At 63.3% G+C, this 24,857-nt stretch carries 25 protein-coding genes; 20 read left to right on the plus strand and 5 right to left on the minus strand.

The window, feature by feature from the left end; genetic code table 11:
* The first annotated feature begins 48 nt into the window (after nucleotides 1-48).
* From NKI96_RS06405 to NKI96_RS06425, 5 genes are all read left to right on the plus strand, one after another.
* On the plus strand, nucleotides 49-1,128 hold the full coding sequence (locus tag NKI96_RS06405) for a quaternary amine ABC transporter ATP-binding protein (RefSeq protein WP_023825995.1): 1,080 nt from the start codon (nucleotides 49-51) through the stop codon (nucleotides 1,126-1,128).
* The gene (locus NKI96_RS06410) at nucleotides 1,125-3,104 is read left to right on the plus strand and encodes an ABC transporter permease (RefSeq protein WP_352803370.1); all 1,980 of its coding nucleotides are present in this window, start codon (nucleotides 1,125-1,127) and stop codon (nucleotides 3,102-3,104) included. Before NKI96_RS06405 ends, NKI96_RS06410 begins: the two co-directional genes overlap by 4 nt.
* Nucleotides 3,105-3,111: 7 nt before the next feature.
* On the plus strand, nucleotides 3,112-3,912 hold the full coding sequence (locus tag NKI96_RS06415; protein WP_023738438.1) for a hypothetical protein: 801 nt from the start codon (nucleotides 3,112-3,114) through the stop codon (nucleotides 3,910-3,912).
* A gap of 4 nt (nucleotides 3,913-3,916) precedes the next feature.
* Nucleotides 3,917-4,054: a hypothetical protein gene (locus NKI96_RS06420; RefSeq protein ID WP_023726364.1), complete on the plus strand. Its 138-nt coding sequence runs from the start codon at nucleotides 3,917-3,919 to the stop codon at nucleotides 4,052-4,054.
* A 154-nt stretch (nucleotides 4,055-4,208) separates the two neighbouring features.
* The gene (locus tag NKI96_RS06425) at nucleotides 4,209-5,003 is read left to right on the plus strand and encodes a hypothetical protein (protein WP_023738437.1); all 795 of its coding nucleotides are present in this window, start codon (nucleotides 4,209-4,211) and stop codon (nucleotides 5,001-5,003) included.
* A 41-nt stretch (nucleotides 5,004-5,044) separates the two neighbouring features.
* Here NKI96_RS06425 and NKI96_RS06430 read toward each other — a convergent pair whose 3' ends face one another.
* Nucleotides 5,045-6,403: a trimethylamine monooxygenase gene (locus NKI96_RS06430; protein ID WP_023709929.1), complete on the minus strand. Its 1,359-nt coding sequence runs from the start codon at nucleotides 6,401-6,403 to the stop codon at nucleotides 5,045-5,047.
* Between the two features lie 267 nt (nucleotides 6,404-6,670).
* On the opposite strand from NKI96_RS06430, the gene NKI96_RS06435 reads away from it, so the two are divergent.
* Nucleotides 6,671-7,381 carry a helix-turn-helix domain-containing protein gene (locus NKI96_RS06435; RefSeq protein ID WP_023687066.1) on the plus strand — a complete coding sequence of 237 codons (711 nt, stop codon included), beginning with the start codon at nucleotides 6,671-6,673 and terminating at the stop codon, nucleotides 7,379-7,381.
* 122 nt (nucleotides 7,382-7,503) lie between these two features.
* On the opposite strand, the gene NKI96_RS06440 is transcribed toward NKI96_RS06435, so the two are convergent.
* The 4 genes from NKI96_RS06440 to NKI96_RS06455 are packed head-to-tail and all read right to left on the minus strand — an operon-like array spanning nucleotide 7,504 to nucleotide 11,288.
* Nucleotides 7,504-8,544: a heme-dependent oxidative N-demethylase family protein gene (locus NKI96_RS06440; RefSeq protein ID WP_023687065.1), complete on the minus strand. Its 1,041-nt coding sequence runs from the start codon at nucleotides 8,542-8,544 to the stop codon at nucleotides 7,504-7,506.
* Between the two features lie 9 nt (nucleotides 8,545-8,553).
* Nucleotides 8,554-9,519, minus strand: a complete 966-nt coding sequence (locus tag NKI96_RS06445) for a PDR/VanB family oxidoreductase (protein WP_352803373.1) — start codon at nucleotides 9,517-9,519, stop codon at nucleotides 8,554-8,556.
* Nucleotides 9,516-10,112 (minus strand): dimethylamine monooxygenase subunit DmmA family protein, encoded by a 597-nt coding sequence (locus NKI96_RS06450; protein WP_023668542.1) that lies wholly within the window; start codon nucleotides 10,110-10,112, stop codon nucleotides 9,516-9,518. The genes NKI96_RS06445 and NKI96_RS06450 overlap by 4 nt, the downstream gene beginning before the upstream one ends.
* Nucleotides 10,113-10,154: 42 nt before the next feature.
* Nucleotides 10,155-11,288, minus strand: coding sequence for an aminomethyl transferase family protein (locus tag NKI96_RS06455; RefSeq protein WP_023668543.1), 1,134 nt, complete (start codon nucleotides 11,286-11,288; stop codon nucleotides 10,155-10,157).
* Between the two features lie 283 nt (nucleotides 11,289-11,571).
* On the opposite strand from NKI96_RS06455, the gene NKI96_RS06460 reads away from it, so the two are divergent.
* The 14 genes from NKI96_RS06460 (at nucleotide 11,572) to NKI96_RS06525 (ending at nucleotide 24,664) form a co-directional block, all read left to right on the plus strand.
* Nucleotides 11,572-11,859: a hypothetical protein gene (locus NKI96_RS06460; RefSeq protein ID WP_023668544.1), complete on the plus strand. Its 288-nt coding sequence runs from the start codon at nucleotides 11,572-11,574 to the stop codon at nucleotides 11,857-11,859.
* 28 nt (nucleotides 11,860-11,887) lie between these two features.
* Nucleotides 11,888-12,265, plus strand: coding sequence for a hypothetical protein (locus NKI96_RS06465; RefSeq protein WP_023668545.1), 378 nt, complete (start codon nucleotides 11,888-11,890; stop codon nucleotides 12,263-12,265).
* A gap of 27 nt (nucleotides 12,266-12,292) precedes the next feature.
* Nucleotides 12,293-12,454 (plus strand): hypothetical protein, encoded by a 162-nt coding sequence (locus NKI96_RS06470; RefSeq protein ID WP_023668546.1) that lies wholly within the window; start codon nucleotides 12,293-12,295, stop codon nucleotides 12,452-12,454.
* A gap of 14 nt (nucleotides 12,455-12,468) precedes the next feature.
* Nucleotides 12,469-13,863 carry an APC family permease gene (locus NKI96_RS06475; RefSeq protein ID WP_023668547.1) on the plus strand — a complete coding sequence of 465 codons (1,395 nt, stop codon included), beginning with the start codon at nucleotides 12,469-12,471 and terminating at the stop codon, nucleotides 13,861-13,863.
* Between the two features lie 42 nt (nucleotides 13,864-13,905).
* Nucleotides 13,906-14,595 (plus strand): hypothetical protein, encoded by a 690-nt coding sequence (locus NKI96_RS06480; protein WP_023704841.1) that lies wholly within the window; start codon nucleotides 13,906-13,908, stop codon nucleotides 14,593-14,595.
* Nucleotides 14,592-14,909 carry a hypothetical protein gene (locus NKI96_RS06485; protein WP_352803376.1) on the plus strand — a complete coding sequence of 106 codons (318 nt, stop codon included), beginning with the start codon at nucleotides 14,592-14,594 and terminating at the stop codon, nucleotides 14,907-14,909. The genes NKI96_RS06480 and NKI96_RS06485 overlap by 4 nt, the downstream gene beginning before the upstream one ends.
* Nucleotides 14,910-14,993: 84 nt before the next feature.
* Complete coding sequence (locus tag NKI96_RS06490; RefSeq protein WP_023668550.1) at nucleotides 14,994-15,890, plus strand: class II glutamine amidotransferase; 897 nt, start codon at nucleotides 14,994-14,996, stop codon at nucleotides 15,888-15,890.
* Between the two features lie 4 nt (nucleotides 15,891-15,894).
* Nucleotides 15,895-16,623, plus strand: a complete 729-nt coding sequence (locus NKI96_RS06495; protein WP_023668551.1) for a GltB/FmdC/FwdC-like GXGXG domain-containing protein — start codon at nucleotides 15,895-15,897, stop codon at nucleotides 16,621-16,623.
* A gap of 6 nt (nucleotides 16,624-16,629) precedes the next feature.
* Nucleotides 16,630-17,958 carry an FMN-binding glutamate synthase family protein gene (locus NKI96_RS06500; protein WP_023804356.1) on the plus strand — a complete coding sequence of 443 codons (1,329 nt, stop codon included), beginning with the start codon at nucleotides 16,630-16,632 and terminating at the stop codon, nucleotides 17,956-17,958.
* 32 nt (nucleotides 17,959-17,990) lie between these two features.
* Complete coding sequence (glnT, locus tag NKI96_RS06505) at nucleotides 17,991-19,298, plus strand: type III glutamate--ammonia ligase (RefSeq protein ID WP_023696631.1); 1,308 nt, start codon at nucleotides 17,991-17,993, stop codon at nucleotides 19,296-19,298.
* Between the two features lie 36 nt (nucleotides 19,299-19,334).
* Nucleotides 19,335-20,588, plus strand: a complete 1,254-nt coding sequence (locus NKI96_RS06510; protein WP_023752573.1) for a sarcosine oxidase subunit beta family protein — start codon at nucleotides 19,335-19,337, stop codon at nucleotides 20,586-20,588.
* 15 nt (nucleotides 20,589-20,603) lie between these two features.
* Nucleotides 20,604-20,879, plus strand: a complete 276-nt coding sequence (locus NKI96_RS06515; protein WP_023684437.1) for a sarcosine oxidase subunit delta — start codon at nucleotides 20,604-20,606, stop codon at nucleotides 20,877-20,879.
* A 181-nt stretch (nucleotides 20,880-21,060) separates the two neighbouring features.
* Nucleotides 21,061-24,054 carry a sarcosine oxidase subunit alpha gene (locus NKI96_RS06520; RefSeq protein WP_352803379.1) on the plus strand — a complete coding sequence of 998 codons (2,994 nt, stop codon included), beginning with the start codon at nucleotides 21,061-21,063 and terminating at the stop codon, nucleotides 24,052-24,054.
* Nucleotides 24,047-24,664 (plus strand): sarcosine oxidase subunit gamma, encoded by a 618-nt coding sequence (locus tag NKI96_RS06525; RefSeq protein WP_023823496.1) that lies wholly within the window; start codon nucleotides 24,047-24,049, stop codon nucleotides 24,662-24,664. The genes NKI96_RS06520 and NKI96_RS06525 overlap by 8 nt, the downstream gene beginning before the upstream one ends.
* The last annotated feature ends 193 nt before the right edge of the window (nucleotides 24,665-24,857 follow it).

Consider the following 24,857-nt stretch of genomic DNA (forward strand, 5'->3'; position numbering starts at 1 on the left):
CGGCCCTGGCGGCCGGGTCTTATCTCCATTTTCCAGAAGGACCATTGGATGACGGAAGCGACTGAACCGCAGGCGGCTGGCACGCCGGAGGATGCGCGGCCGATAAAGCTTGCCTGCCGTAATGTCTGGAAACTGTTCGGATCGAACGCGGCCAGCTTCATCCGCGAGCGTAACGGCAAGGCCAGCATCGACGATGTCGCTGCCGCCGGACTGGTGGGTGCGGTGCGCGCCGTCGATCTCGAAATACGCCAGGGCGAGATCTTCATCATCATGGGGCTGTCCGGCTCCGGCAAGTCGACGCTGGTGCGCTGCATGTCGCGGCTGGTCGAGCCGACCCACGGCAAGGTCGAATTCGAAGGCAACGACCTGCTCAAGATTTCCGATGCGGCGCTGATCGAACTGCGGCGTCATCGCATGGGTATGGTGTTCCAGAATTTTGCGCTGCTGCCGCATCTTAACGTGCTCGACAACATTGCCTTTCCCCTGAGCATCCAGGGCCAGGACCGACCGACGCGCGAAACGAGAGCGCGGGAGGTGATCGATCTCGTGGGCTTACGCGGCCGCGAGCATTTCTATCCGCGCGAACTCTCCGGCGGCCAGCAGCAGCGCGTCGGCATTGCCCGCAGCCTCGCGACCAAGCCGGAGATCTGGTTCCTCGACGAGCCGTTCTCGGCGCTCGACCCGCTGATCCGCCGCGAGATGCAGGACGAACTGATGCGGCTGCAGACCATGCTGCACAAGACCATCGTCTTCATCACCCATGATTTCGACGAGGCGATAAGGCTTGCCGACCGCATCGCCATCATGAAGGATGGAGAGGTCATCCAGACCGGCACGCCGGAACAGCTGGTTGTCAACCCGGCGACCGACTATGTCGCCGAATTCACCCGCGATGTCGACCGCGCCAAGGTGATTTCGGCGCGCAGCCTGATGCGTGCCTGCGATGGCGCCGAGCATGGCGGCACGGTTTTGCCCGACGCCAAGATCGCCAGCTTCTCGGCCAGCATTGTCGCGTCGGGTAAGCCCTTCGCCGTGGTCAACGGCAGCGGCAGGCCGATCGGCGAGGTGACGCCGCAATCGGTGATCGAGTTGCTGGCCGGTATCGAGCATACGAGAGCCGGCGCATGACGGTGACGGCAAGCGCCAGCCAAACGAGGCCACCGGTTCAGCGCTGGCTGCTGGTCTGGGCGCTGGCGCTGGCCGCCGTGCTGGTGGTGTTTCTGCTGCAGGACAGACTGCCCTGGGCCATCAACTATCCGGCCGATGCGGTCGTTCCCGTCGCCGACTGGGTCAGTGCGCTGATGCGCTGGATCAAGCCGAACTTGTCCTGGCTGACCCGCTCGATCACCGCGGTGCTCGGCGTTCCCCTCGATTTCGCGCTCGACCTGCTGGCCAAGAATTTCAAGATTGGTCACGGCGCCGATGCCTATTTCCTGCCGCGCCTGTCCTGGATCGGCGTCTGCGTAGCCGCCTTCATCGCCGGGCACGCCGTGGGCGGTAGAAAACTCGGCATGCTGGTCGGCGGCTGCTTCCTCTACACCGCGCTGTTCGGCCAATGGACCAGCGCCATGCTGACACTGGCACTGATTTCCATCGCGGTGCCGTTCTGCATCGTCACCGGCCTGTTCGCCGGCATCTGGGCGTGGCGCAAGCCATGGGCCGAGCGGCTGATCATCTCACCTGCCCTCGATTTGATGCAGACCATCCCGACCTTCGCCTATCTCATCCCGATGCTGCTCCTGTTCGGCAACAGCCCGGTCTCGGCGATGATCGCCACCGCCATCTTCGCCACGCCGCCGATGGTGCGGGCGACGATGCTCGGCCTGTCGCGGGTGCCGTCAGAGATCGACGATTTCTCAGAGATGGCCGGCTGCACGGCGCGGCAGAAATTGTGGCGCGTGCTGCTGCCGTCGGCGCGGCCGACACTGATGATCGGCGTCAACCAGGTGATCATGCTGGCGCTGAACATGGTGATCATCGCCTCGATGATCGGCGCCGGCGGCCTCGGCTACGACGTGCTGCTGGCGCTGCGTGCGCTGAAGGTCGGCGAAGCGATGGAAGCCGGGCTCGCCATTGTGGCGCTCGCCATCGCGCTCGACCGGCTCAGCCAGGCGATCGCGCATAAGCAGGCAAAAGGCCACGTTCAACGGCAGGCGAACCAGAGCGTTTGGCGGCGCTATCCCAATCTGTCGCAGGCCATCGCCATCCTGGTCGTGACGACGCTGCTCGGCCTGTTCGTACCGGCCTTCGCGGCGGTGCCGAAGGCGATCACCTTCACCACTGCGCCACTGTGGAAGGCGGCGGTGAGCTGGGTGACGATCAACTTCTTCGACGTGATCGAAGCGTTTCGCGTGGCGCTCATCCTCAATGTACTGAACCCGCTGCGCGCCTTCTGCGAAGGCTTTCCGTGGCTCGGCGCGGTGGCCCTGCTCGGCCTCGCCGGCTACCAGTTCGGTGGCCTGCGTCTCGCCGCCTTCGTCGCCGCGCTGACCGCCTTCTGCGCCGTCACCGGCCTGTGGGAAAAGACCATGGCGACGGTTTATCTCTGCGGCATCTCGGCCTTCATCGCTTGCCTGATCGGCATCCCGATTGGCCTGATGGCCGCGCGCAGCGACCGCTTCGAAAAGATCGTCACGCCCATCATCGACACGCTGCAGGTGCTGCCGTCCTTCTGCTTCATCATTCCTGTGGTGATGCTGTTCCGGGTCGGCGACGTCACCGCCATGATCGCCACGGTCGCCTTCGCCGTGGTGCCGGCGATCCGCTACACCAATCACGGCATCCGGCAAGTGCCACCGGCGCTGATCGAGGCGGCGAAGGTTTCCGGCTGCACGCCGCGCCAGACCTTCTTTCGGGTACAATTGCCACTGGCGCTTCCCGAAATCATGCTGGGCGTCAACCAGACGATCCTGATGGCGCTGGCGATGATCATCATCTGCGCCATGGTCGGCACACGCGACCTCGGCCAGGAAGTCTTCATCGCGCTGTCCAAGGCCGATTCCGGACGCGGCATTGTCGCGGGTCTCGCCATCGCTTTCATCGGCATCGTCGCAGACCGGCTGTTCAATGCCTGGACGGCGAAGGCGCGGGCAAGACTAGGATAATTGTTGAATGTCCAATCCCGGCGAACCGCCTTTTGCCGTACTCGTCTTCGACATGGCCAAGACCGGCGAGCCGGACGGGGAGCACGTAGTTTCGGGGTTTGAGACGCTGGAGGCGGCGACGTCCTACGCCATTGCGCGGGTTCGCGCCTCGGTGGAGGAGTTGCGCAAGCCCGGCATCGCCACTGCTGAGCTTCGCCAGCTCTGGCACCTCTATGGCGAAGACTGTTCGGTGCTGAACGCCGGAGGGCGCGGCAGCGATCTACTCGACGATTTCATTGCGACGCCGTCGATGCCGGCCGAATGCAACTGGCAAGTTCTCGCGCCAAGGCTGCGCCGCTTCCGCGCCTCGCTGCTGATCTCCAACGGCAACAACGAATCCGTCTGGGCGGGCGGCTTCTTTCGCTCGACCTACAGGCTGACGCGAGACGGCCTCCTCGAGCGCTTTGGCGACGACGCCATTGCCGCCTTCAAGGCCAAGGGGATCGAGCCGGCGGAGCCGACGAAGCTCATGGTCGCCAATTACTTCGAGCTTCCCGACCCGCCCTACCCGCCGCCAGGCGTGACGCTGCGATCCTGGAAGGTCGAGGTCGGTTTTGTCTGCCATGACGTGAAGTTCGGCGGCGACGCCGCCGGAATCTTCGCCTGGCCGCAAGAGCCCACCGACTGGGCGCTCAGAACCATGCAGTTCCTGCTGATGGCCGACATGATGGCCATGCGCGGCGATGGCCCCGACTGGGCCAACGACTGCGAGATACTAACCGCCAAGGTGACCGAGACGGAGGCGCCTCCCGACTATCCGCTGGATTGAAGTGATGATCATCACCTGCCCCGTGGCCGGCACACGCGATCTCGGCCAGGAAGTGTTGGTCGCACTGTCCAAAGTCGCGGCATTGTCGCGGGCTGGCAACAACCTGCCATCGACATCATCGCGGTCGGTCTTCGACCCCTGAGCCGCGAAAGCTCAAGCACGGCTCGGATAGACGGTTTCGCCTCTTCTGGAGTTCGCCTCTTCTGGAAATGGCAGGCCGCGCTCCAGCTCTTGACTTTGACGCATTTTCGCGCGGAAAGCTGCTTCATCCTCGACCAGCCTGAGCTTGCTGCCGAATGCCCGATCAGCGCAAACCGCCTTTTACTGTCGTCGTCTTCGACATGGCCAAAACCGGCGAGCATGTGGTTTCGGGGTTTGAGACGTTGGATGCGGCTACGTCCTACGCGATTGCTCGGGTTCGCGCCTCGGTGGAAGAGCTGCGCAAGCCCGGCATCGCAGCAGCCGAGCTCCGGCGGCACTGGCATATCCATGGTGAGGATTGCACGGTGCTGAACGCCAATGTGCGCGGCAGCGATCTGCTTAACGATTTCATCGCGACGCCGGGGACACCGGCCGAATGCGACTGGCGGGCGCTGGCGCCACGACTGCGCCGTTTCTACGCCGCTGTGAACGTCTTCAACAACGATGGCAAATCTATCCGGGTCAGCGGCTTTTTCCGCGCGACCTACCGGTTATGGCACGCTGGCCTGCTCGCACGATTTGGCGACGACGCCATCGCCTCCTTCAAAGCCAAAGGCATCACGCCGGCAGTGCCGACGAGAGTCTCGGTCGACCATCACTTCGAGCAGCCCGATCCGCCGCGCCCGCCGCTCAGCGATATCAGGCCGTTGCTGTCGTGGAAGGTCGAGATCGATTTCGGATGCACCGATGTGAGGTTCGGCGCCAAAACCGACGGCGTCTTCGCCTGGCCCGAGGAGCCGACCGGCCGGGCACTCAACGACATGACACATCTGCTGATGGCTGACAGGCTGTCTATGTACGGCACCGGCCCGGAGGGTGCCTATTATAGCGAATTGGTGTGGGTCAAGGTGACGGAGACCGATGCGGCTCCCGACTACCCTCTGAATTGAAACTGGGCCGGTGCCGGCGCATTGTTTTGCATCACGCCGACCTATTCCGCCGCCACGCCCTTCACCTGGAGATAGCTTTCCATCGAGTCGTCCAGCGCCTGCAGCCAGGGCGTATGGTGCAATGGCGCCATGGTGCCGGTCATCAGCGAGCGGTAGGCGTGGTCGCGAAAGCTCATAATGTCTTCCGCCTTGTGGTGCTCCCATTCCATGAAGGTCTGGTTGACCGCCTCGACGTCGAAGCCGGGATAGTCGGTCTGGTCCATCAGTTCCTTGGTGTAGTCGCCCTGGAACCAGATCATCTGCTCGGCGTCTTCCAGCGTCTCTTCGCGTGCCCGCCACTTGGCGCCGTGCTCGGCCATCGCCTGTCCCGACGGCAGCTTGATGCGGCCCATGATGACGTCACGGGCGAACCAGGCCTGGGCGTCGAACATGTTGAAAGTGTAGAACTGGTCCTGCATGCCGATATAGGACAGTTTCGGGTTCTTCTCCCACACGACGCCCTCATAGAGCCCGTCCGGCCACATGCGGTTGGCGGTCTTCAGCTTCAGCTCTTCCGTGAGGAACGGGAAGGAATGCAGATAGCCGGTGCACAGGATGATGGCGTCGACATCTTTTGTGGTGCCGTCCTTGAAGTGCGCCGTCTTGCCGACGACCTTCTGCAGCAGCGGCACTTCCTTCCAGTTCTCCGGCCATTTGAACCCCATCGGCTTGGAGCGGTAGCTGGAGGTGATCGATCTGGCGCCGTATTTGTAGCATTGCGAGCCGATGTCCTCGGCAGAATAGGAGCGGCCGATGATCAGTATGTCCTTGCCCTTGAACTCCATGGCGTCGCGAAAATCATGGCTGTGCAGGATACGGCCGTTGAAGGTCGAAAAGCCTTCGAAATAGGGAACGTTGGGAACCGAGAAATGCCCGGAAGCGACGACGACATTGTCGAACTCTTCGGAGTAGGTGACGTCGTTGGTGCGGTCATGCGCGGTGACAGTGAATTTCCTGCTCTCGTCCGAGAAGGTGACCATGCGCACCGGGCTGTTGAAGCGCACCCATTTGCGCAGGCCTGATTTCTCGACGCGACCCTTGATGTAATCCCACAAAACGGCGCGCGGCGGGTAGGATCCGATCGGGCGGCCGAAATGCTCCTCGAACGTATAGTCGGCGAATTCCAGGCATTCCTTCGGTCCGTTCGACCAGAGGTAGCGGTACATCGAGCCGTGGACGGGGTCGCCATGCTCGTCGAGGCCGGTGCGCCAGGTGTAGTTCCACAGGCCGCCCCAGTCCGACTGCTTTTCGAAGCAGACGATTTCGGGGATCTCGGCGCCCTTGTCGGCAGCCGACTTGAAGGCCCTGAGCTGGGCCAGACCGGATGGCCCCGCTCCAATGACGGCAACGCGCGTTTTCATGGCAGGCCTCCCGGTGTCATTCGATTTTTGGAATTGCTCTTACGAAACAAATTTCACTCACAGGACAGTAATTGCCTCTTGGATGCTGTCAACAGGCCTTGTGGAGAAACCGCGTTTCGCCCCAGCGGATTTCCGGAAAAACGGATGACGGCGTAAATCCTGTTCGGACACCATTCGACTTAAGGGGCTTGCTGCGCGGTTGCGTTTCTGTATCGGCACCGAATATGTTCACCTGGAGTGAAATAATCATGGGGATTCGGAGGCGAGATGGCGAAGACAAGTTCCGATTCCAAGACTGCTTCGACAAGGGCAAAGCCACCGGCAAAGGCCTCCGTGGACGGAAAAACCATCCGCGCGCCGCTGACGCAGAATCCGCACGCCATTCGCGACACGCGCGAAAAAGTGCTGGAGGTGGCGATCGGGCGCGAGGTGCGCGCCTTCCGCAAGAAGCTCGGCATCACCGTCGCCGATCTCGCCGTCGCCACCGATATTTCGCTGGGCATGCTGTCGAAGATCGAGAACGGCATCACCTCGCCGTCGCTGACCACACTGCAGGCGCTGTCGAGGGCGCTCGGCGTTCCCGTCACCGCCTTCTTCCGCCGATTCGAGGAAGAGCGCAGCGCCGTCTTCGTCAAGGCCGGCGAAGGGCTAGATGTCGAACGCCGCGGCACCCGCGCCGGCCATCAATACAATCTGCTCGGCCATATCGGCTCCAACACCAGCGGCGTCGTCGTCGAGCCCTATCTGATTACGCTGACCGAGGATTCGGATGTGTTCCCGACCTTCCAGCATGAGGGCATGGAATTCCTCTATATGCTGGAGGGCGAGGTGGTGTACCGGCACGGCAGCAACCTCTATCCGATGAAGCCGGGCGACAGCCTGTTCTTCGACGCCGACGCGCCGCACGGGCCGGAGCAACTGACGAAACTTCCGATGCGGTATCTGTCGATTATTTGCTATCCGCAGAGCGCGGGGTAGTCGGACCGCCGCAGCCCGCTCACCCGGATTGCCCCGAGGGGAGAGGAGTCTGGCGTCAGCGCTGGCGATCTCTTCTCCGCTCGGGGAGAAGGTGGCCGCGCAGCGGCCGGATGAGGGGGCCTTTAGTCCGGCCCGAACCCCGGTGACGTCGCACTGCCATCATCCAGCTTCGACAGCCATTCCACCAATGTCGGCCGATACCGCGTCAGGCCCTTGTAGGTGGCCAGCTCTTCCGGCAAATCCCGGATCACCCGGTGCAGTCGCCTTGCCCATTTCGGCTGTGTCACCAGTTCGTCCATCTTGATCAGATAGCAGCGGATCGGGAAGACGATGCCGTTCGAGCGCGGCAGGCGCCAGAAGCTTTGCAGTTCGACGCGCAGATGCACCTTGTCGCCGACATTTTCGGGCGTCACCGTCGCGCGGTCCGGGCCCCATTTGTGGTAATTCTCCGGACTGGTGTCGAGGCGCGGGTTGATGGTCATCGTCCAGTTGAGACGCCGCGCCGGCTTGCCCTGCTGGATGTTGGTGAGGAACTTCAGCGCCCTGACGAAAATCCCCTTCTCATGCGCCAGCGGCACCGGCGCGTGCCATTCGAAGAAATTCATGCCGATGTCGAAATCGAGCGACCAGTCGGCCTGAGTGGTGACCATGCCGGCGTCCATCCAAAGATTGCCGTCGCGCTGATCGAGAATGCAGAAATCACCCTGGCTCTGGCGGGTGATGTACTCCATCGGCCCGTAAGGCAGTGTCGAGGTGTCGCCGAAGGTGAAGGTGTCGTCGATGCCGAGCGGCCGGTTGATCCAGCGCCAGCGGTCGCCGTCGCGGGTCAGGGTGAAATGCTCGGGATAGCCAAGTGCCTGTTGCTCCATCAAAAGTTCGAGCAGGTCCCAGCCGGCCAGCGTCATATGCGGCAGCGACTGGCAGCGCAGCGGATCGTCGGCCAGCACCAGTGCACGGTCCTGCATCTCGGCGACATAGTGCTCGTCGACGTCGATCAGGTTTTCCAGAACGCTGCCCTTGGGGCCAACCACATGCGGCTCGATGTTGACCGCATACATGTAGGCGTCTTCGTGGAACGGGAACGGAAACCGCCTGATGTGTTCCGGGCTGTTCCTGAAGGTGAAATCGTCGCGAAACGTTTCCTTGCGAAAGGTGATGCCCAAGCTGGCCTCCTATCTTTCCAGGACCAGCGACTTGCCTTCGAAGCGCGACACGCACGGCATGATCTTGCAGCCGGAACGATGGTCTTCCTCGCTGAGCCAGTGGTCGTTGTGGATGAACTTGCCGTCATACGAGACGACGTTGGTCTCGCACTGGCCGCAGACACCGCCGCGGCAGAGATAGGGCGGATCGACGCCGGCGGCCTCGATCGCTTCGAGCAGGCTCTGCTGCTCGCCGACGCGGATGGTCTTGCCGCTAACGGCAAGTGTGACGTCGAACGGCAGGCCGGGCTGGGGTGCCGCGAAATGCTCGTAGTGCACGGTCTCCGCCGGCCAGCCGAGAGCCGCAGCGCGCTCGCGCACCCAGTTGATCATGCCGGCCGGGCCGCAGACATAGAGATGGGTGCCGAGCGGCTGCGAGGACAAGAGACGGTCGAGTTCGATGCGCTCGTCGCGGTCGTCGTGATAGAGCCGGACGCGACGGCCATAGCGCTCCTGCAGCACATCGGCATAGGTGCCGAGCGAGGCGGTGCGGCAGGTGTAGTGCAGCTCGAAATTGCCGCCGGACCCGGCGAGCTGCGCGGTCTGCGCCATGAACGGCGTGATCCCGATGCCGCCGGCAAGCATCAGATGCTTCTTTGCCCTGAGGTCGAGCGAGAACAGATTGACGGGGCAGCTGACGACCATCTCCAGGCCAGGCTTGACGCTCCGGTGCATGAACAACGAGCCGCCGCGGCCGACATCGTCGCGGCGCACCGAGATGGTGTATTCGCGGGTGTCGAGCGGCGATCCCATCAGCGAATAGGGATTGAGCCTTGTGCGGTCGCCATCGCGCATCTCGACCACGACATGGGCGCCGCCGGAAAAGGTCGGCAAAAGCTCACCGTCACGGCGGCGGAAATGGAAGCGCGTCACCAGTTCGTTGACCGGGACGACGTCGCTGACGACGACATCGAGCTTGGTGGTGCCGGTGCTCATGGGAAGACCTCCTCTATGGGAGGGATCTCCGAGCGATCCTCGGCATTTATGCAGACGCCCTGGAATGCTGCCAGCCGTCGCGAATAATGATCGCGCACCAGAAGCAGCAGGCCGCAATGCGCGCAGGTGGCCGGCTGCGTCGTCACATTTTCGGTGATGCCTTTGCAATGCACGCACTGCATGCGCCGCGCCAATGAGCCGCGATGCTCGGTCTGCATGGAGGTATGATCGATGCCGGCTTCGAGCGCCACCTGCATGGCCTGGCCGATCAGCCCTTCGGTGCCGGCGAGATAGAGGCGCAGGCCCATATGCGCGTTGGCAAGCGTCTGCTTCAGCCGGGGCAGCAGGCTGGCGAAGGTTGGCGCGACATGAAATTGCGCGGACTTCAGTGCCTCAAGAGCGGCAACGTGCTTGCCGTCGGCCCCGGGAATGAAGACGATTTCGGCGCCGTCGAAGAAGCCGGGGGGCGCCGTCCTTGCCATATCGACGATCGCCAGCGCGCCTTCCGCATCCGCCACGAAAAGATGATGCTTGCCGGGCTGCGGGGACAGGGTTCCGTAAATGGGCCGGCTGATGATCGTTTTGGCTGCCATTCTCTACTTCGTACCTCGAAACCCCTCGCTGTCGATTGTGCCTCAGCCTTTCGCCGTGCGCTTGGTCTTTTTGGGATCGTCGAAGGGCAGAGGCTGCGCCGTCGCCCTGATCGAACCGCTCTTGTTGCGGATCTCGAGCTTGGTGTCCTTGACCGCGCAGTCGACGTCGAGGCGGGCGATGCCCATCGATTTCTCGACCAGCGGCGAATACATGGCGCAGGTGACCACGCCCACCTTTTTGCCGTCGCGATAGACCGGCGCGCCCTCATCCGCGGGTTGCTTGCCGTCGAGCAGCACGCCGTAGATCTTGAAGCGCTCCTTGCCCTTGAGGCGGTAATGCTCTTCGGCGCCGCGAAAGCCGGTCTTGCCGGGGCTGACGGTGAAGTCGAGGCCGAGCTCCCACAGCGTGTCGCCGGGGCCTTCGTTCTCGAACGGATATTTCTGCGAGTTGTCATAGGGATAAAACAGCAAATAACTTTCGACGCGCAGCATATCGAGCGTGGTGAAGCGGCACGGAATGATGCCGGCGCTCTTGCCCTCGTCGAGGATCCTGTCCCAGATCGTGCCGGCGTCCTGGCCGCGGCAGAATATCTCGTAGCCGCGCTCGCCGGTATAGCCGGTGCGCGAGATCATGACGGGAAAGCCGAACAGCTGCGTCTGCATATGATGGAAATAGTTGAGGTCGCGAATGCCCGGCACATGCTTTGAGAGATAGTCGACCGCGGTCGGTCCCTGCAGCGACAGGTCGTGCAGATTGTCGTCGAAGCGCAGCGATACGTCGCGGCCGACGGAAGCGCGCTGCAATTCCTCATGGCCGGTGCCGGAGCCGTGCACCACCATCCAGGCGTTCGGCCCGGTGCGGTAGAGGATGCAGTCGTCGGTGAATTTTCCGGCCTCGTTCAGCATGCAGGCATAGGCCGACTTGCCGGGATAGATCTTCTCCACGTCGCGCGTCGTTGCCAGGTCGATGAGGTGTGAGGCGTGCGGCCCGGTGATGTGAACCTTCTTCAGGCCCGACACATCCATCAGCCCGGCCCTGGTGCGGATGGCGGTGTATTCCTCGTCGGCGTCCTTGTCGTAGGTCCAGGCGGTGCCCATGCCGCTCCAGTCTTCGAGCTTCGAGCCTAACGCGCGATGGCGATCCGCCAGGGTCGAAAATCTCCAGGATGCCGTCATCCGCAAATCCTCCGTTCGAAAATTCTATTGTGTTCCCGGCTCCCTGCGCGAGGCGGGAGCATTTGGTCGAATATTGATCGCAAACGTCCTGATGCCGCAATACCCGGAAGCAAATAATTTCATTGTCAGGCAAAATTCGCGGCTGGGGACAAACGGTTAACCCAACGTAAAATCGGCTTGACAATTGCTGGATTCGGCCCGAATTTATGAAAAAAATTTCACTCTGTTGAAAGAGGGCAGCGGGCGGCCAATTCGGGGTCGGGCGCTGGAAAAGGGGAAACCGATGTCAGACCTGCAGCAGCGCATCGAAGCGCTGTACCGTTCCGACCTGCGCGGATCCGCGCTCCTGATCATCTGCCTTTGGGCGACGATCCTCTTCGTGCTTGTCATGACATGGCCCTACATCCCGGACACCGGGATCAAGATCGTCGTCGCTATCGCTGCCGCCGCCGTGCTGATCTTCAATACGGCCGCCATCCTGGCGATGGTCAATCACTACAAGGAAGACAAGGACTTCATCTACGGTCTCGACATCAAGAACGCCGACGCGGCCCGCAACCGCAAGTCCTGAAAACAGAACGTCCTGAGGGGTAGAAGTCATGTCGCGCTACACGCCGCCGGAACAAGGCAAGGCCGGGCAGATTTTCGATATCGTGGTCGTCGTGGTCGCCATTTTCGTGGCGCTGTGGCTGCCATTGAAACTCGGCCTGGCGGGTGCGGCGAAATCCATCGACGCGCTCGATGCCAAAACCTGGGAAGCGTTGGGACAGAACCCGACCATGGCCTCGATCTGGGAAAAGCTCGGCTATACGCCGGAGACCGCGCACGACATCATCCAGAACCGCTTCCACTACATCATCGACTGGCCGACGCTGATCATCATGGCGGCGGTGCTGATCGGCTATTTCGTCTTCCTGTTCCGCGCCTCCGACCGCGAATATCGCGACGTCATCAACGAAAAGTTCGACGACAAGTAACGCCAGAGATTTTGGGGAAGCACGCTCATGTGGGTCGCACTCTCTTACGCATCGTGGGGCATCTCGGTCGTGCTTGCGCTGTGGATGCTCTACGACTGGTTCAAGATCGACACGACCTATTCCGAGGAGGTGCTGACTTCCTCGCGCGAAGGCGAGCTTGAAGCCGCTTCCGAAAAACACCGGATCTGAGTGGGGATTGAACAATGACGATCACGCTTGAACCGGCAATACACGGCGACAGGGTTTCACTGCTACGCGTGCTCGGCCCGGCCCATGTCTGGGCGCTTGGCGTCGGCATCGTGCTGGTCGGCGAATTCACCGGCTGGAATTTCTCGGCCGACAAGGGCGGCGCACTGGCGGCGCTGATCGTCTGCTGGGTGGTCGGGCTCTTGTACACTTCGGTCGCCATGATCGACTCCGAGGTGACATCGACGGTTGCCGCCGCCGGCGGCCAATACGCGCAGGCCAAGCACATTGTCGGGCCGCTGATGGCCTTCAACGTCGCGCTGTTCCTGGTCTTTGCCTACACCATGCTGGAGGTTTCGGACGCCATCCTGCTCGGCGACACCATCGTCGCCAAGGCCGGCGTCGAAGGGCTCACCCACAACTCCTTCATTGCCGCCACCATCGTCGTGCTGGCATGGCTGAACTATCGCGGCGTGCTGATGACGCTCAACGTCAACTTCGTCATCACGGCGATAGCCTATGTCTCGATCGTTATCCTGTTCTTCTCGGTCAGCCCCTGGACGCAGGGTGCTGTGCTGAAGCTCAACGAACTGGTCACCCCCGGCAATGCGCTGCCCTATGGCTGGATCGGCGTCATCGCGGCCTTCCAGTTCGGCATCTGGTACTATCTCGGCATCGAAGGCACCACGCAGGCCGCCGAGGAAGTGCGCTCGCCGGCGCGTTCGCTGCCTTACGGCACCATGGCCGGCATGATCACGCTTTTGATCGCCGCCGCCATGACCTGGTATGTCTGCGCCTCGCTGATGCCCTGGGAGTACCTCGGTATCACCTATTATCCCTTGTGGGACGCCGGCAAGCTGACCGGCAGCCCGCTGCTGGAAAACCTGTTGTTCGTCGCCACGCTGCTCGCGGCACTGGCGTCGGCCAATGGCTGTATCAACGATGCGGCCCGCGCGTGGTTCTCGCTTGGACGCGACCGCTATCTGCCGACATGGTTCTCGGCCGTGCACCCGAAATACCGCACGCCCTATCGCTCGATCCTGTTCCTGTTGCCGATCGCGCTCGCCTTCGCCTTCATCGCCGACCTCAACCAGGCGATCACCTTCTCAATCCTGTCGGGCGTGCTGCAATACACCTTCATGAGCATAAACATCATGATGTTCCGCAAAAAGTGGCCGCTGGGCACGATCCGCCGCGGCTATACGCACCCGTTCCACCCGATCCCGGCGATCGTGCTGTTTTGCCTCTGCGTGGTGACCTTCTTTGCGATCTTCCTCGGCTACGGCACGCAGCTGATCGCCATGGTCGCCTTCTACTTCCTGATCTCGCTGTGGTTCCACTTCTACCGTTACCGCTATGTGCGCCGCGGCGACCAGTTCACCATGCCGTGGCCGAAGCCGCAGGGCTATTGACAGGAGAGGGCCTGCCGGTCTGGGCGGGCATGGCGTGACGAGGTGTCTGACGTGACGACAGCATTGCTGGCCGGGGCGGTCGCCGTGGCTCTCGTCCTGCACCTCGCCTGGCATACGCGCGCCAGCCGCAAAAAGGCCAAGGCTGATCTTGCAGCCGAGGCAGCCAGCATCCGGACCGTCATCACAGATGCCGTTGATGTCTCCGATGGCACAGCCGGCGTTGTCACCTGGGCCGGCACATGGAACGGACAGCGCGTGCAGCTGCGCACCATCGTCGACACGCTGGCAACGCGAAAGCTGCCGGCGCGATGGTTGAGTGTCACGATCACAGAGCCGGTTGCGGTGCCGGCGACCTTCGACATGATGATGCGGCCGGGCTCGCCGACGACCTTCTCCAATTTCGATCATCTTCAGCATACGCTGCCGAAGGCTCCGGGATTTCCGGCTGAAGCCGTGCTGCGAACCGACCTCAGGGCGGCGCGCTTTCCGCAGAACCTGATCGCCAGCCATCTCGACATCTTTGCCGAAGGCCGCGCCAAGGAACTCTTGATCACCCCGAACGGCGTGCGCATCGTCTGGCTGCTGGCCGAGGCCGAGCGGGCGCGCTACGGCGTGTTCCGGCAGGCCGCATTCGGCGGCGCAAGGCTGGATCCAACGCTGGTCGAGAGACTGCTGACCTCGGCCTCAGTGCTGCGCGATGCCATCAACCGACAGGAAAGGCAGGTCGCATGAGCGCACCCGCAACGACAAACCCGTATCTGGTGCTCGGCGCTGCCATCGTCTTACCGGCCAGCGGCCACGTCATTCTGGGCGTGCCCGTGCGCGGCCTGCAGTTCCTGTTCTTCATGGTGATCCTCGCCTGGGTGACGGCCAAGATCGCGCCGGCCGATGCCAGCTTCGTCGGCCGCCACGCCGGCGGCTTCCTGATCTATGCGCTGTCGATCCTCGATGCCTACAGAATAGCCCGCATCCGCACCGCCACATGGATTCACAGCGCCCGCGACGGCGGCGATAGTTCACAAGGCCGCATCGAGCCGGATACGTAACTACAGGAATATTTTTTTCATACGATTGAATTCGCACGACGCATTCGATACATCATCGTCTAGTGGTAACGTCGGGAGGCTGACATGTGTGGAATCGTCGGACTTTTTCTGAAAGACAAGTCGCTTGAGCCGCAGCTCGGCTCGATGCTGTCGCAGATGCTGATATCGCTCAGCGATCGCGGCCCCGACAGCGCCGGCATTGCCATCTATGGCGCGCCTTCCAGGAATGAAGCCAAGATCACCATCCAGTCCGCGAAGCCCGAGCGCGATTTCCGCGGCCTCGACGCCGAACTCGCGAAGGCCATCGGCGCGCCGGTGAGCATAGCGGTGAAGTCCACCCATGCAGTGTTGAGAACCGCGCCCGACAAGGTCGATGCCGCGCGCGAAGCGCTGCAGTCAATCCGCCCCGACGTGCGCATCATGGGCGCCGGCGAAGCGGTGGAAATCTACAAGGAAGTCGGTCTGCCGGAAGCGGTCGTCGACCGCTTCGACGTCCGCTCGATGACCGGCACGCATGGCATCGGCCATACCCGCATGGCGACGGAATCGGCCGTCACCACTATGGGCGCGCATCCGTTCTCGACCGGCGCCGACCAGTGCCTGGTGCACAATGGCTCGCTGTCCAACCACAACAATGTGCGGCGTGAGCTGGTGCGGGAGGGCATGAAATTCGAGACCGAGAACGACACCGAGGTCGCCGCCGCCTATCTCTCCTCGCAGATGGCGCATGGCAAGAACCTCGGCGAGGCGCTGGAAGGCACGCTGTCCGACCTCGACGGCTTCTTCACCTTCGTCGTCGGCACCAAGAACGGTTTCGGCGTGGTGCGCGATCCGATCGCCTGCAAGCCCGCCGTCATGGCCGAGACCGACCAGTATGTCGCCTTTGGCTCGGAATATCGGGCGCTGACCAAGCTGCCCGGCATAGACAATGCGAGGGTCTGGGAGCCGGAACCCGCAACCGTCTATTTCTGGGAGCATTGAGCCCATGCCGGCAACCAAACTTTCGAAGGCGGCGCAAGACCAGGCGTCCCGGGTCTTCGATCTTGATGTGTCGTCGCTGCGCGAGCTCAACCAGGCGCTTCACAATCTGACGCCCGGCTCCAACGAAACGGCGTGGGAAGTGCTGCACCCGAAGGGCAGCCATTCGGTTGCGGTCGGCGTCGACCAGCCTGTCAGCATCGATGTGCGCGGCAGCGTCGGCTACTACTGCGCCGGGATGAATGACGGCGCTGCCATCACCGTGCACGGCTCGGCCGGACCTGGCGTCGGCGAAAACATGATGTCGGGCTCGATCGTCATCAAGGGCGACGCCAGCCAGTATGCCGGCGCCACCGGCAAGGGCGGGCTGCTCGTCATCGAGGGCAACGCCTCGTCGCGCTGCGGCATCTCGATGAAGGGCATCGACATCGTCGTGCACGGCAATATCGGCCACATGTCGGCCTTCATGGCGCAGTCCGGCAATCTGGTGGTGCTGGGCGATGCCGGCGACGCACTTGGCGATTCCATCTACGAAGCGCGGCTGTTCGTGCGCGGCAAGGTCGAAAGCCTGGGCGCCGACTGCATCGCCAAGGAGATGCGGCCCGAGCATATCGAACTGCTGCAGGGACTGCTCGACCGCGCCGGCGTCACCGGCGTCAAGCCGTCGGAATTCAAGCGCTACGGCTCGGCGCGCACGCTCTACAATTTCAATATCGACAACGCCGACGCGTATTGAGGCAGCATGACCTACAAGAACCCGCCGACGACGCCGCGCAAATCCGCGACCTTCGACGACTACACGCTTTCCGAAATCCGCCGCGCCGCGGCGACCGGCATCTATGACATCAGGGGCGCCGGGGCCAAGCGCAAGCTGCCGCATTTCGATGACCTGCTGTTCCTCGGCGCGTCGATTTCGCGCTACCCGCTGGAAGGCTATCGCGAACGTTGCGACACCAGCGTCGTGCTCGGCTCGCGTTACGCCAGGAAGCCGATCGAGCTGAAGATCCCGATCACCGTTGCCGGCATGAGCTTCGGTTCGCTGTCCGGCCCGGCCAAGGAAGCGCTCGGCCGTGGCGCGACCCTGTCCGGGACGTCGACCACCACGGGCGACGGCGGCATGACCGAGGAAGAGCGCGGCCATTCCAAGCAACTGGTCTATCAATATCTGCCGTCGCGCTACGGCATGAACCCCAGGGATTTGCGCCGCGCCGACGCCATCGAAGTGGTCGTCGGCCAAGGCGCCAAGCCCGGCGGTGGCGGCATGCTGCTGGGACAAAAGATTTCCGACCGCGTCGCTGAGATGCGTACGCTGCCGAAGGGCATCGACCAGCGCTCGGCCTCGCGCCATCCCGACTGGACCGGGCCGGACGATCTCGAGATCAAGATCCTCGAACTGCGCGAGATCACCGACTGGGAAAAGCCGATCTACGTCAAGGTCGGCGGCGCCCGCCCCTATTATGACACAGCACTTGCGGTGAAGGCCGGCGCCGATGTCGTCGTGGTCGACGGCATGCAGGGCGGCACGGCGGCCACCCAGGAAGTATTCATCGAAAATGTCGGCCAGCCGACGCTTGCCTGCATCAGGCCGGCGGTGCAGGCGCTGCAGGATCTCGGCATGCACCGTAAGGTGCAGCTGATCGTCTCCGGAGGCATTCGCAACGGCGCCGACGTCGCCAAGGCGCTGGCGCTCGGCGTGGACGCGGTGTCGATCGGCACGGCAGCGCTGGTCGCACTCGGCGACAATGATCCGCGCTGGGAAGCGGAGTACAATGCACTCGGCACCACCGCCGGCGCCTATGACGACTGGCACGAGGGCCGCGACCCCGCGGGCATCACCACGCAGGACCCCGAACTGATGAAGCGGGTTGATCCGGTCGCCGCGGGACGGCGGCTGGCGAACTACCTCAAGGTGATGACGCTGGAGGCGCAGACCATTGCGCGTGCCTGCGGCAAGAACAGCCTGCACAATCTCGAGCCCGAGGATCTCGTAGCCCTCACCATCGAAGCCGCCGCCATGGCAGGCGTGCCGCTGGCCGGCACCAACTGGATACCGGGGAAAAACGGCTTCTAACAAAATCACATCAAAATAAGCGAGGAGCTATAATGGGGAACGATCTCGCCGCATTCGCCAAAGAGAACGGCGTCAAATATTTCATGATTTCCTACACCGACCTGTTCGGCGGCCAGCGCGCCAAGCTGGTGCCGGCGCAGGCGATCGCCGACATGCAGAAGGACGGCGCCGGCTTCGCCGGTTTCGCCACTTGGCTCGACCTGACGCCGGCGCATCCTGATATGCTGGCGGTGCCGGATCCGGATTCGGTGATCCAGCTGCCGTGGAAGCGCGATGTCGCCTGGGTCGCCGCCAACTGCATCATGGACGACAAGGAAGTCGAGCAGGCGCCACGCAACACGCTGCGCCGGCTGATCGCGGAAGCCGCCACTGACGGCATGCATGTCAAGACCGGCGTCGAGGCTGAGTTCTTCCTGATCTCGCCGGACGGCAGCGTCATCTCCGACAAATACGACACGGCTTCAAAACCCTGCTACGACCAGCAAGCAGTGATGCGCCGCTACGATGTCATCGCCGAGATCTGCGACCACATGCTGGCGCTGGGCTGGAGCCCCTACCAGAACGACCATGAGGACGCCAACGGCCAGTTCGAGATGAACTGGGCCTTCGACGATGTGCTCGCCACCGCCGACAAGCACTCCTTCTTCAAGTTCATGGTCAAGTCGGTGGCCGAGAAACACGGCCTGCGCGCGACCTTCATGCCAAAGCCCTTCCAGGGCCTGACCGGCAATGGCTGCCACGCCCATATTTCGGTGTGGGACAAGGCCGGCAAGGTCAACGTCTTTGCCGATAATGCGATGGAGCTCGGCCTGTCGGCCAAGGGCAAGAATTTCCTCGGCGGCATCATGAAACATGCCTCGGCGCTGGCCGCCATCACCAACCCGACGGTGAACTCCTACAAACGCATCAACGCGCCGCGCACCATTTCGGGCGCCACCTGGGCGCCGAACACGGTGACCTGGACCGGAAACAACCGCACCCACATGGTGCGCGTGCCCGGCCCCGGCCGCTTCGAGCTGCGGCTGCCGGATGGCGCCGCAAACCCTTATCTGCTGCAGGCCGTCATCATTGCCGCCGGTCTCGACGGCATCCGCTCCAAGGCCGATCCCGGCAAGCGCTACGACATCGACATGTACCAGAACGGCCACACGGTGAAAGGCGCGCCGAAGCTGCCGCTCAATCTGCTCGACGCGCTTCGCGAATACGACAAGGACAAATCGCTCAAGGCGGCGCTGGGTGAGGAATTCTCGTCGGCTTATCTAAAGCTGAAGCACCAGGAATGGAATTCCTATGCTTCGCACTTCACGCAATGGGAGCGCGACCACACGCTGGACATATAATCGTCCCAGCTGTGCGAGCGACCTCGGAATGACCTGATGAAATATTCGATCTTCTCGCTCGCCCGTGCTGCCCTTTCCGGCCACAAGAATTGGCAGCGCACCTGGCGCGATGCGGCGCCCAAGGACCACTACGATGTGGTGATCATCGGCGGCGGCGGCCATGGGCTCGCCACCGCCTGGTTCCTCGCCAGCGAGTTCGGCATCAGAAACGTCGCCGTGCTGGAAAAGGGCTGGATCGGCTCCGGCAATGCCGGCCGCAACACCACCATCATCCGTTCCAATTACGGCCTGCCCGGCAATACCGGCTTCTACGAGCTTTCGATGAAGCTTTGGGAGCGGATGGAGCAGGACCTCAACTATAACGCCATGGTCAGCCAGCGCGGCGTCCTCAACCTCTATCATTCCGACGCGCAGCGCGACGCTTATGCGCGGCGCGGCAACACCATGCGCATCAATGGCATCGATGCCGAACTGCTCGACCAGGCGGCGCTGAAGAAGATGCTGCCGTTCCTGAATTTCGACCATGCGCGCTTTCCCGTGCAGGGCGGCCTCCTGCAGCGCCGCGGCGGCACCGCGCGGCATGACGCGGTGGTCTGGGGCTATGCCCATGCGGCGAGCGAACTCGGCGTCGACATCATCCAGAACTGCGAGGTCACCGGCTTTGTCCGGGACGGCAACGGCAAGGTGACTGGCGTCGAGACGTCGCGTGGAAAAATTGGCGCCGGCAAGGTCGGCATGGCGGTCGCCGGGTCCTCCTCGCGCGTCGCCGCGATGGCGGGCCTGCGCCTGCCGATCGAAAGCCATGTGCTGCAGGCTTTCGTCTCGGAGGCGATCAAGCCGCTCATCCCCGGCGTCATGACCTTCGGCGCCGGGCATTTCTATGTCAGCCAGTCCGACAAGGGCGGGCTGGTCTTCGGCGGCGACATCGATGGCTACAATTCCTACGCCCAGCGCGGCAATTTGCCTGTCATGGAAGATGTCTGCGAAGGCGGCATGGCGCTGATCCCGATGATCGGCCGCGTGCGGCTTCTGCGCCAGTGGGGCGGCATCATGGACATGTCGATGGATGGCTCGCCGATCATCGACAAGACACCGGTCGACGGGCTCTACCTCAACGCCGGCTGGTGTTATGGCGGCTTCAAGGCGACGCCCGGTTCCGGCTTCGTCTTTGCCCATCTTCTGGCGCGTGACGAAACGCACAAGGAGGCGGCGCTGTTTCGGCTCGACCGCTTCCAGCGCGGCGCCATGATCGACGAAAAGGGCCAAGGCGCCCAACCGAACCTGCATTGAGGCGGCCGGAACAAGATGCGTATCACCTGTCCTTTCTGCGGCGAACGCGAACTCGGCGAGTTCAGCTATCTCGGCGATGCCAAGCCTGTACGGCCGGCGGCGGATGCCGGCGAAGATGCCGTCTACGACTATGTCTATCTGCGCGACAACATCGCCGGCGTGATGGCGGAGAACTGGTATCACGGCGGTGGCTGCCGGGCCTGGCTGAAGGTCACCCGCAACACGCTGACGCACGAGATTTCGGCGGTGGAACCGGCGGCGGGGGCTGGTGCGAGCCAGGTGGAGACATGAGCTATTCTGTCGAGACCACAGCCGTCGCGAAAAGCGCCAGCCCCCTACCTCCCCCTTGTGGGGAGGTCGGACCGCAGGTCCGGGTGGGGGTCGGTGCCGCACCCCCACCCCCCGGCGGCGAAGAGAACCTCCCCACAAAGGGGAGGGTAAGGGGCGGCGCCCACCGTCGCCAGGCCCCCATATGGGTCGGAGGCTGGACCTCGTGACCTCTCATCGTCTCTCATCCGGCGGTCTCATCGACCGTTCCACCCCCCTCACCTTCCGCTTCGACGGCACGACATTTTCCGGCTTCCAGGGCGACACGCTGGCGTCGGCGCTGGTCGCCAATGGCGTCAAGCTGGTCGGCCGCTCGTTCAAATACCATCGTCCGCGCGGCATTCTGACTGCGGGCTCGGAAGAACCCAACGCGCTGGTCGAACTGCGCACCGGCGCACGGCGCGAGGCCAACACCAAGGCCACGACGGCCGAACTCTATGAAGGCCTCGAAGCGGCCAGCCAGAACCGCTGGCCGTCGCTGCGCCACGATGTGATGTCGGTGAACCAGCTGTTCGCACCGATCTTCGTCGCCGGCTTCTACTACAAAACCTTCATGTGGCCCGCAAAATTCTGGGAAATGGTCTACGAGCCGGCGATCCGACGCGCCGCGGGTCTGGGTCGCGCGGCGGTCACCCCCGATCCGGATCACTACGACAAGGCCTGGGCGCATTGCGATGTGGTGATCGCCGGCTCCGGTCCGGCCGGTCTCGCCGCCGCACTCGCTGCAGGCCGCAGCGGTGCGCGCGTCATCCTGTGCGAAGAAGATTTTGCGCCCGGCGGCCGTCTGTTGTCGGATGGCGGCACGATCGACGGTCTGCCGGCCGCGGAGTGGCTGTCGCGCACACTGGCCGAGCTCAGCTCGATGCCGGATGTCCGCATCATGACCCGCACGACCCTGTTCGGCGTCTATGACGGCGGTACCTATGGCGCGATCGAGCGGGTCAACGATCATCTGCCGGTGCCGCCCGAGCATCAGGTGCGCCAGCGCCTGTGGCGCATCGTGGCCAAGCGCTGCGTCGTCGCCGCCGGCGCGATTGAGCGTCCCATCGTCTTTGCCGGCAATGACACGCCCGGCGTGATGATGGCGTCCGCCATCCGCACCTACGTCACACGTTATGCGGCGACGCCGGCAAAGCGGATCGCGCTGTTCACCAACAATGAGGATGGCTGGCGCACGGTCGAGACGGCACTCGGCGCCGGGCTGCAGATCGCGGCGGTGGTCGACGCGCGGGCTGACGTCACGCCTGCCCATCGTTCTCTCGCTTCCAGGAACGGCTTCACCGTGCTGCATGGTTCGGTCAGCGGCGTCGACGGCGGCAAGGACGGCGTAAGAAAAATAGCGGTGTCGCTGACCGGCGGCGCGCGCGCCGAGGTCGAGGCCGACGGGCTTGCCGTTTCCGGCGGCTGGAATCCGGCGGTCGGGCTGACCTCATACCATCGCGGCCGGCCGAAATGGCGCGACGACATCTCAGCTTTCGTGCCGGACGGCGCGCCGCCCGGGATGGTCGCCGCAGGTGCGGCTAACGGCGACTTCGGGCTAGGCGCCTGCCTGCGCGCAGGTTTCGAGGCCGGCGCCGCAGCGGCGCGGGACGCGGGACGCAATGGCAATCCGGGCTCTGCAGCTGTTGCCGGCGACGAGTCCTTCTCACTGACCCCGCTCTGGCACGTCGCCGGCAAAGGCAAGGCCTTTGTAGACCAGCAGCATGACGTCACCGCGTCCGACATCGAGCTGGCGCAGCGCGAGGGTTTTGAATCGGTCGAGCATCTGAAGCGCTACACCACGCTCGGCATGGCGACCGACCAGGGCAAGACGTCCAATGTCGCCGGCCTCGCCATCATGGCGGCGGTGTCGGGCAAATCCCTTCCCGAGACCGGCACGACCATCTATCGCCCGCCGTACGTGCCGGTCGCCATCGGCGCCTTTGCCGGCCACCATCGCGACGAAAATTTCCATGCGACGCGGCTGACGCCGTCGCATCACTGGGCGGCCGAACAAGGCGCGATCTTTGTCGACACCGGCCTGTGGAAGCGCGCGCAATGGTATCCGCGCGCGGGCGAGAAGGACTGGCTGGAATCGGTCACCCGCGAGGTCAAGGCGGTGCGCTCGGGCGTCGGCTTCTGCGATGTCTCGACGCTGGGCAAGATCGATGTGCACGGCCCCGATGCCGGCGCCTTCCTCGACCGCGTCTACATCAACACCTTCTCAAACCTTGCCGTGGGAAAAGCCCGCTACGGGCTGATGCTGCGCGAGGACGGCCTCGTCTATGATGACGGCACGACCTCGCGGCTGGCCGAGGACCATTATTTCCTCACCACGACCACGGCGAAGGCCGGGCTGGTGATGCAGCATCTCGAATTCTGCCGGCAGGTGCTATTCCCCGAACTCGACGTGCAACTGACCTCGGTCTCCGACCAGTGGGCGCAGTTCTCGATTGCCGGGCCAAGGACGCGAGACCTGTTGAAGGAAATCGTCGACCCTGCCGAGGACCTTTCGAACGAAGGTTTTCCCTTCATGGGCGTGCGCGAAGTCGCTTTGCGCGGCGGCATCAAGGCGCGGCTGTTCCGCATCTCCTTCTCCGGCGAGATGGCGTTCGAGATTTCGGTGCCGGCGCGTTACGGTGAAGCGATGGCACGCAATTTGATGCTGGCGGGAAAACCGTTGGGCGTGACGCCGTATGGCACAGAAGCCCTCGGCGTCATGCGCGTTGAAAAGGGCCATGTCGCCGGACCGGAACTGAGCGGCACGACGACCGCCGCCGATCTCGGTCTCGGCAAGATGATGTCGACCAAGAAGGATTTCATCGGTCGCGTCATGGCCGGCCGCGAGGCGCTGGTGGCGCCGGACCGGCAGGTCGTGGTCGGCATCAAGCCGATCGACAAGGCGCGCCGCCTGCGCTCCGGCGCGCACATCATCCCGAAGGGCCAGACGCCCGGGCCTGATAACGACCAGGGCTACGTCACCTCGGTCTGCTTCTCGCCGACGCTCGACCAGTGGATCGGTCTCGGCCTTGTCGAGCGCGGCCGCAAACGCATCGGCGAGATCGTCCACGCGCATGATCCGCTGCGCGGTGAAGACTATGATGTCGAGCTCTGCAATCCTGTCTTCTACGATCCCGATGGAGGGCGCCAGCGTGGCTGATTTTTCCTGGGATGTTCGTAGCCCGCTCGAGCGCGCGCTCGCTCCTGGCGCTTACGGCGTGCAAGGCGATGCCGGTGTGTCGCTGACCGAGATCCGCAATTTCGACCTCGTCCAGGTGATGGCACGGCGCGGCAAGGCGGGTGATTTGGCCGAGGCCGCGAACGCTCGTTTCGGCGTCGCGGCTCCGGAAACGCCGAAGGCGGTTGGCACCGCGGATGCGACGCTGATCTGGTCGGGACCGGATCAGTTTTTTGTCCTGTCGAAGGGTGGCAGGACTGAGGTGCTCGCTCAGACCTTTGCATCTTCCGCTTCGCTATCCGACCAATCGCATGCACGCGTGCTGATCAGCATCTGCGGCCCCAAGGCGCGCGCCATGCTGGCGAAACTGTCGTCGATTGATTTGCATCCCGATGCGTTTCCGGTTGGCGCTGCTGCCGCGACCTCGATGGATCACACCAGCGTCACGCTCTGGCGTGGTGGTGACAAGGCGGATGGGCAGGCGGTGTTCAACCTCCTGGTGTTTGCGACGTTTGCCGAAAGTCTGTGGCACACGATGTTGGATTCGGCTGCGGAGTATGGTGTGGCTATCGGGCATTCCGAGGAGCTTTAGCTCGATAGTTTCAGATGTTGGCGCCGCCCCTCATCGCCCTGCCGGGCATTTCTCCCCGTATAGTGACGGGGAGAAAGAAGCTGGCCGCAGCCTCGGCGCTCATCCTGCAACGTTGGCGATTGGCGAAGCCGGCGACGACAGCTTCGCCCGTTTACGGGGAGAAGATGGCGGCAGCCAGATGAGGGGCGGCGCT

The sequence above is a fragment of the Mesorhizobium sp. M0292 genome (assembly GCF_040321695.1).
GTDB lineage: Bacteria > Pseudomonadota > Alphaproteobacteria > Rhizobiales > Rhizobiaceae > Mesorhizobium.

Coding starts and splice junctions, on each gene's coding strand:
- NKI96_RS06520 (WP_352803379.1), top strand. CDS start 21,061: ATGGGTCGGAGGCTGGACCTCGTGACCTCTCATCGTCTCTCATCCGGC.
- NKI96_RS06450 (WP_023668542.1), bottom strand. CDS start 10,112: ATGGCAGCCAAAACGATCATCAGCCGGCCCATTTACGGAACCCTGTCC.
- NKI96_RS06455 (WP_023668543.1), bottom strand. CDS start 11,288: ATGACGGCATCCTGGAGATTTTCGACCCTGGCGGATCGCCATCGCGCG.
- glnT (WP_023696631.1), top strand. CDS start 17,991: ATGGGGAACGATCTCGCCGCATTCGCCAAAGAGAACGGCGTCAAATAT.
- NKI96_RS06460 (WP_023668544.1), top strand. CDS start 11,572: ATGTCAGACCTGCAGCAGCGCATCGAAGCGCTGTACCGTTCCGACCTG.
- NKI96_RS06470 (WP_023668546.1), top strand. CDS start 12,293: ATGTGGGTCGCACTCTCTTACGCATCGTGGGGCATCTCGGTCGTGCTT.
- NKI96_RS06435 (WP_023687066.1), top strand. CDS start 6,671: ATGGCGAAGACAAGTTCCGATTCCAAGACTGCTTCGACAAGGGCAAAG.
- NKI96_RS06415 (WP_023738438.1), top strand. CDS start 3,112: ATGTCCAATCCCGGCGAACCGCCTTTTGCCGTACTCGTCTTCGACATG.
- NKI96_RS06490 (WP_023668550.1), top strand. CDS start 14,994: ATGTGTGGAATCGTCGGACTTTTTCTGAAAGACAAGTCGCTTGAGCCG.
- NKI96_RS06475 (WP_023668547.1), top strand. CDS start 12,469: ATGACGATCACGCTTGAACCGGCAATACACGGCGACAGGGTTTCACTG.
- NKI96_RS06445 (WP_352803373.1), bottom strand. CDS start 9,519: ATGAGCACCGGCACCACCAAGCTCGATGTCGTCGTCAGCGACGTCGTC.
- NKI96_RS06410 (WP_352803370.1), top strand. CDS start 1,125: ATGACGGTGACGGCAAGCGCCAGCCAAACGAGGCCACCGGTTCAGCGC.
- NKI96_RS06430 (WP_023709929.1), bottom strand. CDS start 6,403: ATGAAAACGCGCGTTGCCGTCATTGGAGCGGGGCCATCCGGTCTGGCC.
- NKI96_RS06465 (WP_023668545.1), top strand. CDS start 11,888: ATGTCGCGCTACACGCCGCCGGAACAAGGCAAGGCCGGGCAGATTTTC.
- NKI96_RS06485 (WP_352803376.1), top strand. CDS start 14,592: ATGAGCGCACCCGCAACGACAAACCCGTATCTGGTGCTCGGCGCTGCC.
- NKI96_RS06405 (WP_023825995.1), top strand. CDS start 49: ATGACGGAAGCGACTGAACCGCAGGCGGCTGGCACGCCGGAGGATGCG.
- NKI96_RS06515 (WP_023684437.1), top strand. CDS start 20,604: ATGCGTATCACCTGTCCTTTCTGCGGCGAACGCGAACTCGGCGAGTTC.
- NKI96_RS06510 (WP_023752573.1), top strand. CDS start 19,335: ATGAAATATTCGATCTTCTCGCTCGCCCGTGCTGCCCTTTCCGGCCAC.
- NKI96_RS06495 (WP_023668551.1), top strand. CDS start 15,895: ATGCCGGCAACCAAACTTTCGAAGGCGGCGCAAGACCAGGCGTCCCGG.
- NKI96_RS06500 (WP_023804356.1), top strand. CDS start 16,630: ATGACCTACAAGAACCCGCCGACGACGCCGCGCAAATCCGCGACCTTC.
- NKI96_RS06420 (WP_023726364.1), top strand. CDS start 3,917: ATGATCATCACCTGCCCCGTGGCCGGCACACGCGATCTCGGCCAGGAA.
- NKI96_RS06425 (WP_023738437.1), top strand. CDS start 4,209: ATGCCCGATCAGCGCAAACCGCCTTTTACTGTCGTCGTCTTCGACATG.